Genomic DNA, 14546 nt, shown 5'->3' with positions numbered 1-14546 from the left:
GATTACTGTACCATCTTGATCTACAATAAATAGATACCCAGCTCCAAACAACTCAACTTGATTCACTAAATCAGCTAAACGAGAAAGGCTTAAATCAAAAAATAAAGACCCTTTAAATTGACCGTTTTCTTCAATAGTAGTAGCAATGGATATAAGGATATCTTTTGTTTCAGCATCTTCATAAGGGGCTGTAATCAGTGTTTTTCTCAATTTCTTTGAGTCTATATACCAACCTCTTGCCCTTGGATCATAATCAGAAGGGTTCCAAGACAGATCATTACTTAAAAAGGTTCCATCTTCAAAGCCTACACCAGCAAGAAGAAAAGCGCTTTTTATTTGTGCTTGCTTGAATACTGTCAATATTGAATCTGGCTTTGGGTTCGCTTTAATCATCGCTGTTGCATATTCCGCCAGCATCACCTTACCCGAAAGCTCTGAGCTCACCGTATTTCGAACGCCGTTGACGATTTCTACAATACTTGACTCAACTTGATACTCCACTTCTTGTTTCATATTCAGGTATTGAACAAAACTTAACATCGATAACGTACACACCATGATAACGGAGAACGCTGCAATTATTTTATGACGAAACTTCATAGATACTTCCCTATATTCAGCAATGAATTCTTACATTAATTGACACCTTCTATGATTACAAACAACTAATAAAGCACAGTACAACAATTTTGCAACAGCTGTCTCATTTATAAATAAGCATAAAAAAACAGCTAACCTCTCGGATTAGCTGCTTCTATTGATATTTCAGACAGTTATAATATTATAGTAACTAAGTTAGTCAATTTGTTGAATTTCTTCTAATCTCTTAGTGTTCACTGTAAAGACTCTAAACATAAAGATCGTATTCATCATTGATAAAACCACTTCACACACCGAAAAAAAGAAAGATAGTGCTGTTGATTTAAGACCAATTAAGGAAAAACCATGTTCAATTATCCACATTAATCCTGTGGTAAAGCCAAAAATAATAACTAAACCTTTAAAGAGTATCCAATAATTGTCTTTTGTCTCATGCCAACCTAGTTTTATTGCATCTAATGTCTTCTCTTTATAAAGCACACAATAAATTTCGGTGAATGAGAAACGCGCCATCAGATATAAACCAGGCAACACTAAGGCAATAAATCCAGTTAATACTGCTGCACCTAAAATAATATTCATTAAAACAAATGAAAACCACGTGGTTGCAGGGATCTGGTATAGCTGACTGAATGGAACACGACGTCCATCAAACGAATACGCAATATAATAAAGAATCGCGCCTTTATAAAAAGGATAGATAGTTAAAATAAACAACATGTAAATTAAAAACTTACCTGAGCCATCCTCTTCATTAAAACTCAATGCAATACCATTGGTAAGTAATGCAAATGGTAAAACAAGAATACAGAAAGCAATAAAATGCTTTTTGAAGTAATTAAAGCTATCCATCAATAAAACTGATAAGGCTGGCATCTCTTTTTTATCCCTAAATCTATAAGTCGTAATTATCTGTGAATGAGAATAGCAAATAACACACAAACTAAGAAGTCGATTTTCATGTAGAAATGCTAACGAATAACATGATGGCTCTTTATCATTCGGATCCCTTCACGACGAATACAGCTACTGATTGGATTTTGGTCCATACTAGAACGCCAAATAAAAGACAAGGTTCGCTCCATATTTAATTCAGGGACGTTTAAAGCCACTAACTCACCTCGATCTATGTATTTAACCACATCTAAGTAAGGCAAACAGCTTAAGTATTGTCCATTTGCGACTAATGTTCTTAATACTGGCACATATTCATACTCTCGCCACACATCTAAATCTGGAATTTTATCGTGGATTGCACTATCAAAGATCGTTCTCGTCCCTGCCCCATGCTCACGTAATACCCATTTAGCTTGCTCTAACTGGGCTAAGCTTACTGTTTCATGCTTAGCAAAAGGATGATGAGCTGCTGCCACGATAATTAAGTGATCTTTACAAAAGACTTCTTGATGAATACGACTGTCATCACATCGCCCTTCAATGATGCCAAGTTCATATTTATAATCAAGCACGCCATTAATGATCCCTGAGGTATTTTTTACCCCTAGAGAAATTCGAATCTCTGGGAAATCATTATCAATATTACTGATAAGGTTTGGAACTAAGTGCTCTGCCGCCGTTTGACTCGCGCCTAAAGAGATTTCTCCACTGATCAAATGCTGATCATAAAAGCCTAATTCTATCTGTTGTGCATCATGAATGAGCTTCTTTGCTTTAGGACGAAGCCATACACCCCAATGAGTTAGCCCCATTCGCTTTCCATGGCGCTCAAACAAAGATCGTCCTAGCATTTTTTCTAATTGAGACAACGACATACTGGTCGCTGATTGAGTTAATGACAATAACTCTGCCGCTTGGCTGACACTTCCTGTTGTTGCGACTGCATCAAAAACTGCCAACTGCTTTAATGAATAACGCATAACCATCTCTTTTATAAGAACTTATTTTGAAATAATCATACCATCTTACTCGCATCAATAAAACTGATATAGATCCTAAAAATAATCAATTTTACCTACCTTTGATTTTCTCATAATCTAAATGGGCTCAAGCAAGCGAGGTCAACTCCTTTCTCTTGAGTCTCTTAATAACCAATTACTTAAGGAGGACAAATGAGCTCTAACCTCAGTCCAAATACTACTGGACAATTTAATCCCAGTGAAATGATGGAACAAGCGGCTTACTACGCACTGGCTAAATCAAAGAAGCCGACAAGCATGGTAATTGGCTTAGCTATTATGGCCGGTGTGTTTATCGGAATAGCCTTCATTTTTTATATCACGGTCACAACAGGTAATACGCAAACAGGTTGGGGGATCAGTCGTTTTGCGGGTGGTTTAGCCTTTAGCTTAGGGTTGATTCTTGTTGTTATAGGTGGTGGTGAATTATTTACCAGTTCTGTACTTTCGGCGATAGCCGTTGCAAATAAACAGATCAGTTTTGGCAAGATGTTGGGCATATGGGGCAAGGTTTATATCGGTAACTTTATCGGTGCCACTTTGTTATTAGCACTCGTTGTTTCTGCCGGTATGTATCAAAACGATGGCGGTCAATGGGGTTTAAACGCCTTAAACATCGCACAACATAAATTACACCATCAACCATTAGAAGCATTTGCTTTAGGTATTTTATGTAACTTGTTGGTGTGTTTAGCGGTATGGCTGACCTTCTGCTCAACCAATATGTTAACCAAAGCAGTCATGGTAATTCTTCCTGTTGCTATGTTTGTTAGCAGCGGTTTTGAACACTGTGTTGCCAATATGTTCATGGTTCCATTAGGTATTGCTATTCAACAACTTGCTCCACCAGAATTCTGGCTTGCCGTTGGTTCAACACCAGAACAATACGCCGATCTAAATATCGTTAACTTTATTACAGCCAACCTTATCCCTGTCACTCTTGGGAATATCGTCGGCGGTGCAGGATTGGTTGGTTTAGGTTACTGGGCTATCTTCTCTCGCCCTCAATTAAATGCAGTACCAGCATCACAAATTACTCCTCTTTTTACCGATTCAGACACAAAGGAAATAACTGAAATGAACGCGAATAAAACAGTAAATCAATTTATGGATATTAACGCTTACGTACTTCGCCCTGAAATGCCTGTTGAAGTTGCACTGGATAACCTATTAGACCGCCACCTTTCTGGTGCAATTGTTATCAACAGCCACAATGAAGTCGTAGGTTTCTTCTCTGAACATGATGTATTAGTTGAGTTATGGTGTGAAGATTATTTACCTGAAAAAGGTCGTACTGTTGCTGATTTAATGAAAACCGATATCACAAGTATTTCATCAAAAGATACCCTGCTTCAATTGGCTGAATTCTATGCGATTGATAAACCAACTTTATACCCAACAACAGACATGGGATATGCAACTAGCTACAGTACATTATCTGTTAATGACCGCGCTCGTGACATGCGTATTGCTAAACCACGTGTTTTACCGGTTATCGAAGACAATAAATTTGTCGGTGTAGTGACTCGTGGTGATGTTGTTACTCAGTTACGCTCAATCTACGGCGAACGTATGGAAGTCGTAAAAACGCAAGAAGATGAAATGGAAGCGATTGTTGCTTAACCTTAAAATATAACAACACAGTTGGTAAGCAAGGGGCTTCTAAAATAGAAGCCCCTTTATGTATCTAACATTTGAAATCGTTATTATTTTCGGCTTTCTAAATAATGATCTTGAAGAATATACATACGCTTAATATCGCAGTATTTGCCATTCACAAAAATCTCTTGAACTAAATGCCCTTCTTCAGCAAACCCACATTTTTCATAAAGATGAATCGCTTTATCATTGTTCACTGCAACGTGTAGATAAACCTTATGCAAATTCAATATCGTAAATGCATAATTTAAAGCACGATGAATTAAACCTCGTGCATATCCATTGCCTTGAAAATCTGGGGCTATAATAATTTGAAACTCTGCACTGCGGTGAATGCTATTAATTTCAACCAACTCAACTAAACCAATAGACTGTTGGTCATTATTTTCTGCAATAAAACGGCGCTCTGTACTGTCATGAATATGCTTGCGAAATAAATCTTCAAGCTCATAGTAAGATTCGTAAGGTTCTTCAAACCAGTATGACATGATCGATCTGTTGTTATTCAACTGATGGATAAAGCGTAAGTCGGTTTGTTCAAGTGCGCGTAGTCGAATTTCATTGTTCATTATAGTTATCCATTAACTAATAAAATAATATTCATCGCAAACGATCTTATCCATATTGCGATTTGCAGAAAATACCACTATTCAATAAAAACGGAAATAAATAAATTCACATAAAACACAAACGACAGGCATAAAAAAACCGAGCTACTTGAGCTCGGTTTTTATTTTAATCTTTAATGATTAACCTTCGTTGCGAGGCGTGCGTGGAGCACGGCTTGCGCCTGGAGCTCGTTCGCCACGGTGACTACCACGGTGATCGCCACCTTTGTTGCGGTCAAAACGACGTTCGCCACCAGCAGCAGCACCACCTTCACGATTACCACGATAACCACCACGGCTGTTACCACCACGGTTCTCATCACGGCCAGCACCAGCACCAGCACCACCGCCAGTACGAGGACGTCGATCAATTGTTAGGTCAACACCTTCAACAACAACCGCTTTCACTTCGTTTTGACGAATACGTAGTTGCTTAAGTTTGCTTGCAACGTCTGCAGACATTTTCTTAGGTAACTGTACGTATGTGTGACCCGGAGCAAGTTTGATTGCACCGATAGCACCTTTAGTGAAGCCAAGTTCGTTAGCTAGAGCACCTACGATGTCTTTAACTTGAACACCTTGGTCACGACCAACTTCTAATTGATACGTATCGAAATCGTCATTGTTGTATTGACGACGTTCGCCACGATCACGACGTTCGCCACGATCAGGACGGTCACCACGATCACTACGTTCACTACGCTCTGGACGACGTTTAGCACGTTCCATCGCTGCGATCATTGGATCTGGACCTTTGTAGAATAAAGGACGCTTACCTTGTTGACGCTTAAGAAGCATTGCTGCAATTGTTGCTGCATCAACTTCTAGAGTCTCTTGAAGTTTCGTGATTAAGTCAGAGAACGCTTCTAATGCAACGAATTCTTTGTCTGCTGCTAATTCAGCACCAAGAACCGCTAGACGAGCTTCTGCAACTTGATCGCGATGTGGAAGCTCAATCTCTTCCATAGAAGATTTAGTTACACGCTCAATCGTACGAAGCATACGAATTTGGTTTGTGCGAACTAAAAGAATCGCTTTACCCTTACGTCCAGCACGACCAGTACGGCCGATACGGTGGATGTAAGACTCAACATCAAATGGGATGTCGTAGTTGAATACGTGAGTAATACGTGGAACATCAAGACCACGTGCAACAACGTCAGTTGCAACTAGGATATCGATAACACCAGTTTTGATGTGATCAACAGTACGTTCACGTAGAGACTGAGGAATATCACCGTGAAGTGCAGCAGCTTTAAAGCCACGTGCGCTTAACCAATCAGCTAGACGCTCTGTATCTTGACGAGTACGAACGAATACGATAGATGCATCAGTTTCTTCAGTTTCAAGAAGACGAGACATTGCTTCGTCTTTCTCTACGCCTTTAACGATCCAGAAGTTTTGAGTAACTTTGTCAACCGTATGGTTAGAACCAGCAACATCAACACGAGCAGGATTACGTAGGTAACGGTCAACAATAGTCTTAACCATTGGAGGCATAGTTGCTGAGAATAGGATACGTTGAGCTGTTTCTGGTGCTTTTTCAAGAATCCAAGTTACATCATCAACAAAACCCATTTTTAGCATTTCATCAGCTTCATCTAGGATGAACGTATGAACTTCGCCTAGGTTTAGACGGTCACGGTTAAGTAAATCTTTAACACGGCCAGGAGTACCAACGATGATATGAGCACCGCGGCCTAGAGCACGCATTTGATCAACGATAGATGCACCACCGTAGATCTCTAAAACTTTAAGGCCATTAATGTTACGACCAAGGTTTTTAACTTCAGCAGCAACCTGAATAGCAAGTTCACGCGTTGGAGCCATGATGATTGCTTGTGGGTTATGTTGCTTAAGGTTGATTTTATTTAGAAGAGGTAAAGAGAAAGCAGCTGTTTTACCAGTACCTGTTTGAGCTTTACCAAGTGCATCACGTCCAGCTAACAATAGAGGAATAGATTCTGCTTGGATAGGCGTTGGTGAAATAAAGCCCATTTCATCAAGAGCAGATAGTAAAGTTTCTTCTAAAGCCAGTTGGCGGAATTCAGTAATAGTTTCTGACATTGGGATCCCAATAATTAAACATATAAAAAAGGTCCCATTTGCTCAGCAAGTTCCATACACACACACAAGCACTCGGGACAGGACGGTTTATCACTTCAAATAACAATATAGAAGATGATTAACTCAGGGCGCGGATGATGCCCTAATACGGCAAGAATTACCAGAAAAAATTGAGCAACTTCACAAATTTAGTGATATTTTCTTAGTTTTGATAGTTTTTTGTACATTGCGCATGCTTTTTTGCATATTTCATCGGTCTTTTCTAGCAATCAATTAAGGGCGATAGTAAAGTTAGCAGGTCATTTCCTTATTTATAGTATGAAGGCTCATGTTTCAAGATAACCCACTACTAGCGCAATTAAAGCAACAAATACAAAATAAGCTGCCTAAAAAAGAAGGTACGGTAAAAGCAACCGACCGTGGTTTTGGTTTTTTAGAATCAGACGATAAAAAGAAAAGTATCTTTATACCACCAGCACAAATGAAAAAAGTGATGCATGGTGACAAGATAGTCGCCTTGGTCCGAACTGAAAATGACAAAGAACAAGCCGAACCAGATCAATTAATTGAACAATCAATTACTCGATTTATCGGCCGCATTCAGATGTTTAAAAAACGCCTACAAGTAATGCCAGATCACCCAAGTCTAAAAAATGCTATAAAAGCAAAAGCTCGTAAAGGCGTAAACCCTGAAAGCTTACAAGAAGGAGACTGGGTTGTTGCAGAACTAACTCAGCACCCATTGAAAGGTGATCAAAGCTTCCTATGTGAAGTTACCCATAAAATAACAGACAGTGATGATAAAATTGCACCATGGTGGGTAACACTTGCACAAAATAATTTACCAAACTCTGAACCAGAAGGCATAGATAATTGGGAAATCAAAGATGATGCAGATCTAATCCGTATCGATATGACAGAAACGCCTTTCGTTACGATTGATGGTGAATCAACCAAAGACATGGATGATGCGCTATACATTAAAAAACAAGAAGACGGTTCTTTTGAATTAACGATTGCGATTGCAGACCCAACGGCTTACATCACACCAGATGACAGCATGGATCAAGTAGCTCGTAAACGTGGCTATACTATTTACTTGCCAGGTCGCAACATTCCGATGCTACCTCGTGATTTAAGTGACCAATTATGTTCACTTATCGAAAACGAAGAACGCCCTGCTATTTGCTGCACAGTAAAAGTAGCCGCTGATGGCACCATCGATGAAGAGTCTATCAACTTCTTCGCTGCGACAATGAAATCTCATGCTCGTCTAGCGTACGATAATGTGTCAGATTTTCTAGAAACGGGTTCATGTGATAAATGGCAGCCTAATGAAACTATCGCTCAGGTTGTAACTGAATTATATGCATTTGCACAAGCACGCACTGCATGGCGTGAAACTCATGCGGTTATCTTCCCTGACCGTCCTGATTATCGTTTTGAATTAGATGAAGCGAATGATGTCGTAGCTATTCATGCTGATATGCGTCGTAGTGCAAATAAGTTAGTTGAAGAAGCAATGGTTACTGCAAACATCTGTGCGGGTAAAACGCTTCGTAATACCTTTAACATGGGCGTTTTTAACTCTCATGCCGGTATTAAATCTGACAAATTGAAAGACGTAATTGAAATTGTAAATCAATTAGATGGTGTTGAGTTCAGCGAAGAGCAAATTGCCACTCTAGAAGGCTTTAGTGAGCTTCGTCGTCTTCTTGGTAAGCAACCTACTTCTTACTTAGATGCTCGTATTCGTAAATACCAAACCTATAGCGAAACAGGCAACGAACCATTACCTCATTACGCAATGGGCTTAGATATTTACGCAACATGGACGTCTCCTATCCGTAAATACAGCGATATGATCAACCATCGCATGCTTAAAGCACACATCTTAAATAAAGAACCAGTGCAACGTCCTGATGATATCGTTGGTGAAGAGTTAGCATTAAGCCGTCGTTACCATCGTATGGCTGAACGCAATGTAAGTGATTGGCTATATTGCCGAACGTTAGCGTCTGAAGTTGAAAAAGAAACGCAATTTACCGCTGAGATTTTTGATATTAATCGTGCAGGCATGCGTGTTCGTTTAATTGAGAACGGCGCTGCGGCTTTCATTCCGGGTTCATTAATTGTTGATAACAAAGAACGCATTGAGTGTAATGGAGACCAAGGAACGATCTCAATCGATAAGCATGAGACATTCAAGCTTGGCGATCAACTGACCGTTATTCTTGCTGAAGTTAAAGAAGACACTCGTAATATGGTTGCAAAGCCATTACAAGCGTTTCCTGCGCCTGTCGTTGAAGTAACAGAGCAAGTTGAACCAACTGACGCTTAATCTGTTTCTTTAGTTAACAAGAAATCCCATACAGACACACCGCTGTATGGGATTTTTTTAATCTAATTTAATCTCACCAGAAAATGGAATTTCTTCATCTTCTAACTCAAAACGATCTTTCGGAGCATAGACAACAATATTTTCGAAGTCATCCTTTCTTTCTCTGCGATCATTTGCCACCATTTTTTCTGCATTTTCAACTGCCGCCGCAACCATATCATCATATTGTACTAATTTTTTCTGAGGTGTTGCCGCTAACATATCTAAGCTATGACGAATATAAAGTGTTGGAAGCTGATTTAAAGCAATACATTTTATATCCGAGATTTGGTCAAGTGTATAAAACTGATGAAAATTGAGTTCAATAAATCGCTTTCCAACTAGAACTTCCATATAATTATGAATATTTGATCCCATAAAGATGCCTTATTGTTATTAAATGCATATAAGTATCATTGCAAGCATATGAATAGAGCTACGTTATTGATAGAATAAAGACTTGTCCTATCAATTCAGTGACAAACTCTTTCTTTTTTTAGATTAATTAGGATTAGTTAAAAAACAATGTCTTTTAGCCTTCTGAGTCATCCATTATTTAAGCTGTTATTGCCTATAATCATCGTTGTTTCTGTGATTACAGGAATGGATGGCATTATCCAATTATCCTCTGAAAACAAAGGATTTTCATATATATTACCATACATTGTATTATTTATTGTATTGCTTTTAAGCCAACCTTTCAACCAAGGTCGAGTTGGCATGATAGCCATCAGTATGGCAATTGCTTACTGGGTAATTCAAGAACGACTGCAAGTACCACTCTCCTACGCCACAACACGAATTGAATTTACCTTAACCGCCCTATTATTACCTATTTCTATGATGGCCACTTTTATTTTTCCTGAACGTCGTATTTTCTCTAAATATGGTGCAGGTTATTTAGGTATTCTTCTTTTTATGTTCTTTTGGTGCTGGATCATTGTCTCTCACTTTGCTGATAATGACATGTCTAATATTTGGGGGACTTACCTACTCAATATCCCAGAGGTTTCACCACTACCCATTATCATTGTTCTTTATAGTTTAGTAATGTGTGGGCTTTCTGCCATCTTTGTTCTTACCCGCAACAACAGCACTGATTTGGCGTCTTATACTTGTTTATTGTATTCATCTTTAACCTTTGCACTCTTTAGTGTTGATTTCATCTCAAGCACCATGTTTTCAATTGCTGCCTTGCTTTTACTTCTTTACATTATTTCAGCTAGCCATGAATTGGCCTTTATTGATCAATTGACCAATATCCCTGGTCGTCGAGCTTTAGAGTCAGAAATGAAACATCTAGGTCGTCGCTATACTATAGCGATGCTTGATGTCGATCACTTCAAGAAATTTAATGACACTTATGGTCACGATACTGGCGATGATGTACTCAAATTGGTCGCAAGTGTCATGGCACAAACAGGCGGCAATGCAAAAGTATATCGTTATGGTGGTGAAGAATTTACGGTATTGTTCAAAGGAAAAACGGCTGAACAAAGCCTTGAGTATTTGGAAGAGCTTCGTGAAGATATTGCTAATTATGACTTAATTATCCGAGATCCATCGACTCGTCCTAAAGACAAAAAAGAAGGGCAAGCGAACCGAGGTAAAAACAATAAAACTAAAGTGGTTAACGTGACAATTAGTATCGGGGTTGCGGACAATACCGAATACCGAAAACCACAAGAAGTCATCAAAGCCTCGGATACTGCACTCTACCGAGCTAAAGATGGTGGACGAAATTGCGTTAGCTTATAAAAACTAAATCGTAATAAAAAAACAAAAAAGCCAACATGAGTCTATGTTGGCTTTTTTATTTTCAAATTAGATAATGTCTTGCGTATTTATCTAAGCAATGCGACACTCAAGTTATTAAAAAGTAACTACTTTGTTACTATCAAAATAGTAAACTACAAGGATGCGTTTATGTTTTTAGATTATTTTGCTCTAGGCTTATTAGTATTTGTTGCTCTAGTTATTTTCTACGGGATTATTGTTATTCATGACATTCCATACGAAATAGCTCATAAGCGTGACCACCCTCATTCAGATGCTATCCATATTGCCGGATGGGTCAGTTTATTTACTCTTCACGTTCTATGGCCATTCCTTTGGATCTGGGCAACGCTATGGAGAGAAGATCGTGGTTGGGGGTTTCATAAGATTGAAAATAATCAGTTAGAACTGCAAACACGCGTTAATCATTTAAACGATCAAGTTGAGTTACTGACAGAAAAACTCTCTCAACTAGAAGTAAATCAAGCCAAACAGTCACCCCTGCAGCCACCTAAAGAGGAGCAAGTATAATGGATTTATTGCTTATTCTTACCTACACCGCGTTATGTATCGCCATCTTTAAGATCTTCAAGATCCCACTAAATAAATGGACAGTACCTACCGCTGGTCTTGGTGGTGTTATTTTAGTCGGCACTCTGGTTTTATTAATGAACTATAACCACCCATTTACCCAATATGGTGGTCAGTTCTATGTGACAACCCCTATTGTACCTAGCGTAAAAGGAAAAGTTGTTGAGGTGAATGTTACACCTAACGAACCGGTAGTGACTGGTGATATTCTATTTAAAATCGATGACATTCCATTTCGGGCTGAAGTCGTCCGTAAGCAGGCTTCATTAAATGAAGCAGAGCAAGCTGCTTTACAATTAGAGTCTATCTATAAATCTGCTCAAGCAAACACCATCAAAGCCATTGCAGATAAAGACAAAGCGTATCGTGAATTTAAACGTTACGATAAAGGCTATAAAAAAGGGGCGTTTACTGCACAACAATTAGATACACGTAAACAAACATACAAAGCAACTCAAGCAACAGTTGAATCAGTTCAAGCTCAAGAGCAGCAAGCTAAATTGGCATTAGAATCTGAAATTAACGGTGAAAACACGACAGTTGCTCGTATGCGTGCAGAGTTAGAGCAAGCACAATTCAATTTAGATGAGACGATAGTAAGAGCCCCAACGGATGGCTATGTGACACAAATGGCACTTCGTCCAGGAATGATGGCTGTACCTATCCCTCTTCGCCCTGTAATGACATTTGTTCATACTGAAGACCAATACTTTGTTGGTGCTTTTCGTCAAAACTCATTACAACGTTTACAAAAAGGCTTTAAAGCAGAATTTTTATTCCGCGCAATCCCAGGTAGAGTATTCCAAGGAGAAATCGTCGAAGTCATTCCAGCAATTGGAGAGGGACAAATCCAAGCCTCTGGCTCATTGCTTGGCACGAATGCAATCCGAACCAATGGCCGAGCGATGGTTAAATTAAAATTAACGGAAGACGTGTCAGAATTCCACCTTCCTATCGGTGCTAATGCTGAAATATCCGTTTATTCCGATAGTTTTGAACATGTGTCTATTATGCGCAAGGTATTAATCCGTATGAAGTCTTGGCAAAACTATCTGTATCTTGACCACTAAACAACCAGAAATATGAATCAATTTATAGCGCCTTAATACACTGTTTTAAGGCGTTTTTTAAATGTCAAATCCCATAAATAAACATATGCTTTTTTTCTTAACTCTGATACTATTCGTCGCGAAAAAAGCTGTTATCAAAATGTTAACAGAGCTTGGGTAGCCTCCGATTGGAGCTATCATATATATTATGTGAGGACACATGAGTACTACGGATAAGTACAGCATTGACAGTACTGATTATGAAATTGGGCAAGACAATATTCAAAAATGGGGTTTTGATATACATAACCAAGTTTTTGGTATTAGCGCTGGTGCAATTATTTTATTTCTTACTGTTCTTCTGGTTATGGACCCAACAGAAGCAAAATCCATTCTTGACGGCGTAAAATTAAGCATCATCAATAACTTTGATGGTTTATTTATGTGGTCTAGTAATATCTTCCTTGTTTTCAGTTTACTTCTAATTATCTCTCCTTTTGGTAAGATCCGCCTTGGTGGCGATAACGCAAAACCTGAACATTCCACTATTTCATGGATGGCAATGCTATTTGCTGCTGGCATGGGTATTGGGTTAATGTTTTATGGTGTTGCTGAGCCTGTAGCTTACTTTACTGATTGGTATGGTACACCGCTAGCGGTTGAACCATTGACTGAAGAAGCAAGAAAATTAGCATTAGGTGCAACTATGTATCACTGGGGTATTCACCCTTGGGCTATTTACGGTATTGTTGCTCTTTCTTTAGCTTTCTTTACGTTTAACAAAGGCTTACCGCTATCTATGCGTTCTGTTTTCTATCCTATTTTAGGTGACAGAACATGGGGCTGGTTTGGTCATATCATTGATATCTTAACCGTATTAGCGACATTATTTGGCCTTGCAACCTCTCTTGGTTTAGGCGCACAACAAGCCGCTGGTGGTATCAACCATGTATTTGGTACTAATGGCGGCGTCAATATGCAAATTGGTGTCATCATTTTTGTTACAATGCTTGCAATGATCTCGGTTATTCGTGGGATTGATGGTGGTGTAAAACTACTTAGTAATGTAAATATGCTTGTTGCTCTTGCCTTACTTATTTTCATTATCATCATCGGATTTTCTGATGTCATGGCAGCAATACCATTAACGGTTATGGGCTACATCGAGAACATCATTCCACTAAGTAATCCACACGGTCGTCCTGATGAAGGTTGGATGCACGGTTGGACAGTATTCTACTGGGCATGGTGGATTTCATGGTCTCCATTTGTAGGTATGTTCATTGCACGTGTATCGAAAGGCCGTACGGTTCGTCAATTCTTGATTTCAGTAATGCTAATCCCAACAGCAGCAACCGCATTATGGATGTCGGCTTTTGGTGGTATCGCTATGAAACAAGTCACGAACAAAGTCGGTGAGCTTGGTGAAAATGGTCTACAAGACATCACAATGGCATTGTTTAATATGTATGATGCATTGCCAATGAGCACTGCTCTTTCTGTGATCTCAATCATCCTAATCATGGTGTTCTTTGTAACATCATCAGATTCAGGTTCATTGGTTATCGACAGTATTACCGCTGGTGGTAAAGTAGATGCGCCAGTACCACAACGCATTTTCTGGGCAATCGTTCAAGGTTCTATCGCTGCCGTATTATTATGGGTTGGTGGGACTGAAGCGATGCAAGCACTGCAAGCCGGTACTGTTTCTACAGCGTTACCATTTACTTTTATCTTACTTTTAATGTGCGTAAGTTTAGTTAAAGGATTTAGTACTGAGAAATACGGCACTATTCCAAAATCAAATAAAGCAAAAGCATAATTAATAAAAGATAAAAAAAGCCCCGAATAATACTTTAAATTAAAGTACTTGTTCGGGGCTTTTTATTACACATTATTT

The 14546-nt window shown here is 38.9% G+C and carries 12 protein-coding genes; 6 read left to right on the top strand and 6 right to left on the bottom strand.

Going from position 1 to position 14546, the window contains the following annotated elements; all coding sequences use genetic code 11:
• The 3 genes from Q1K78_RS13030 to Q1K78_RS13020 all read right to left on the bottom strand — a co-directional run.
• Nucleotides 1–600 (bottom strand): cache domain-containing protein (locus Q1K78_RS13030; RefSeq protein ID WP_300179474.1); only part of this gene is annotated, 600 nt, incomplete at its 3' end.
• 195 nt (nucleotides 601–795) lie between these two features.
• Nucleotides 796–1476: a hypothetical protein gene (locus tag Q1K78_RS13025; RefSeq protein ID WP_300179471.1), complete on the bottom strand. Its 681-nt coding sequence runs from the start codon at nucleotides 1474–1476 to the stop codon at nucleotides 796–798.
• 95 nt (nucleotides 1477–1571) lie between these two features.
• Nucleotides 1572–2477, bottom strand: coding sequence for a LysR substrate-binding domain-containing protein (locus Q1K78_RS13020; RefSeq protein ID WP_300179468.1), 906 nt, complete (start codon nucleotides 2475–2477; stop codon nucleotides 1572–1574).
• 192 nt (nucleotides 2478–2669) lie between these two features.
• Here Q1K78_RS13020 and focA point away from each other — a divergent pair, with 192 nt between their 5' ends.
• Nucleotides 2670–4139 (top strand): formate transporter FocA, encoded by a 1470-nt coding sequence (focA, locus tag Q1K78_RS13015; protein ID WP_300179465.1) that lies wholly within the window; start codon nucleotides 2670–2672, stop codon nucleotides 4137–4139.
• Nucleotides 4140–4222: 83 nt separating this feature from the next.
• Here focA and speG read toward each other — a convergent pair whose 3' ends face one another.
• Entirely contained in the window at nucleotides 4223–4744 is a 522-nt protein-coding gene (gene speG / locus Q1K78_RS13010) for a spermidine N1-acetyltransferase (protein ID WP_300179462.1), read from the bottom strand.
• Nucleotides 4745–4924: 180 nt separating this feature from the next.
• Nucleotides 4925–6850 carry a DEAD/DEAH box helicase gene (locus Q1K78_RS13005; RefSeq protein ID WP_300179459.1) on the bottom strand — a complete coding sequence of 642 codons (1926 nt, stop codon included), beginning with the start codon at nucleotides 6848–6850 and terminating at the stop codon, nucleotides 4925–4927.
• Between the two features lie 328 nt (nucleotides 6851–7178).
• On the opposite strand from Q1K78_RS13005, the gene Q1K78_RS13000 reads away from it, so the two are divergent.
• Nucleotides 7179–9191 carry an exoribonuclease II gene (locus tag Q1K78_RS13000; RefSeq protein ID WP_300179456.1) on the top strand — a complete coding sequence of 671 codons (2013 nt, stop codon included), beginning with the start codon at nucleotides 7179–7181 and terminating at the stop codon, nucleotides 9189–9191.
• Nucleotides 9192–9248: 57 nt separating this feature from the next.
• Here Q1K78_RS13000 and Q1K78_RS12995 read toward each other — a convergent pair whose 3' ends face one another.
• Complete coding sequence (locus tag Q1K78_RS12995) at nucleotides 9249–9608, bottom strand: late competence development ComFB family protein (protein ID WP_300179453.1); 360 nt, start codon at nucleotides 9606–9608, stop codon at nucleotides 9249–9251.
• Between the two features lie 147 nt (nucleotides 9609–9755).
• Between Q1K78_RS12995 and Q1K78_RS12990 the strand changes: the two genes are divergently transcribed.
• From Q1K78_RS12990 to Q1K78_RS12975, 4 genes are all read left to right on the top strand, one after another.
• A complete protein-coding gene (locus Q1K78_RS12990; RefSeq protein ID WP_300179450.1) occupies nucleotides 9756–10988 on the top strand; it encodes a GGDEF domain-containing protein in 1233 nt (410 codons plus the stop codon).
• Between the two features lie 168 nt (nucleotides 10989–11156).
• Entirely contained in the window at nucleotides 11157–11537 is a 381-nt protein-coding gene (locus tag Q1K78_RS12985; RefSeq protein ID WP_300179448.1) for a DUF3302 domain-containing protein, read from the top strand.
• Nucleotides 11537–12667 (top strand): HlyD family secretion protein, encoded by a 1131-nt coding sequence (locus Q1K78_RS12980; RefSeq protein WP_300179445.1) that lies wholly within the window; start codon nucleotides 11537–11539, stop codon nucleotides 12665–12667. The genes Q1K78_RS12985 and Q1K78_RS12980 overlap by 1 nt, the downstream gene beginning before the upstream one ends.
• 199 nt (nucleotides 12668–12866) lie before the next feature.
• The gene (locus Q1K78_RS12975; protein ID WP_300179442.1) at nucleotides 12867–14468 is read left to right on the top strand and encodes a BCCT family transporter; all 1602 of its coding nucleotides are present in this window, start codon (nucleotides 12867–12869) and stop codon (nucleotides 14466–14468) included.
• The last annotated feature ends 78 nt before the right edge of the window (nucleotides 14469–14546 follow it).

Origin of the sequence: uncultured Aliivibrio sp. (assembly GCF_946479765.1) — a bacterium.
Lineage (GTDB): Bacteria > Pseudomonadota > Gammaproteobacteria > Enterobacterales > Vibrionaceae > Aliivibrio.
This window is presented reverse-complemented; position numbering and strand designations above follow the sequence as displayed.

Bases quoted from the DNA above. Each gene is read 5' to 3' on its own strand.
- Q1K78_RS13025 (WP_300179471.1), bottom strand. From the start codon at position 1,476: ATGCCAGCCTTATCAGTTTTATTGATGGATAGCTTTAATTACTTCAAA.
- Q1K78_RS13020 (WP_300179468.1), bottom strand. From the start codon at position 2,477: ATGCGTTATTCATTAAAGCAGTTGGCAGTTTTTGATGCAGTCGCAACA.
- focA (WP_300179465.1), top strand. From the start codon at position 2,670: ATGAGCTCTAACCTCAGTCCAAATACTACTGGACAATTTAATCCCAGT.
- speG (WP_300179462.1), bottom strand. From the start codon at position 4,744: ATGAACAATGAAATTCGACTACGCGCACTTGAACAAACCGACTTACGC.
- Q1K78_RS13005 (WP_300179459.1), bottom strand. From the start codon at position 6,850: ATGTCAGAAACTATTACTGAATTCCGCCAACTGGCTTTAGAAGAAACT.
- Q1K78_RS13000 (WP_300179456.1), top strand. From the start codon at position 7,179: ATGTTTCAAGATAACCCACTACTAGCGCAATTAAAGCAACAAATACAA.
- Q1K78_RS12995 (WP_300179453.1), bottom strand. From the start codon at position 9,608: ATGGGATCAAATATTCATAATTATATGGAAGTTCTAGTTGGAAAGCGA.
- Q1K78_RS12990 (WP_300179450.1), top strand. From the start codon at position 9,756: ATGTCTTTTAGCCTTCTGAGTCATCCATTATTTAAGCTGTTATTGCCT.
- Q1K78_RS12985 (WP_300179448.1), top strand. From the start codon at position 11,157: ATGTTTTTAGATTATTTTGCTCTAGGCTTATTAGTATTTGTTGCTCTA.
- Q1K78_RS12980 (WP_300179445.1), top strand. From the start codon at position 11,537: ATGGATTTATTGCTTATTCTTACCTACACCGCGTTATGTATCGCCATC.
- Q1K78_RS12975 (WP_300179442.1), top strand. From the start codon at position 12,867: ATGAGTACTACGGATAAGTACAGCATTGACAGTACTGATTATGAAATT.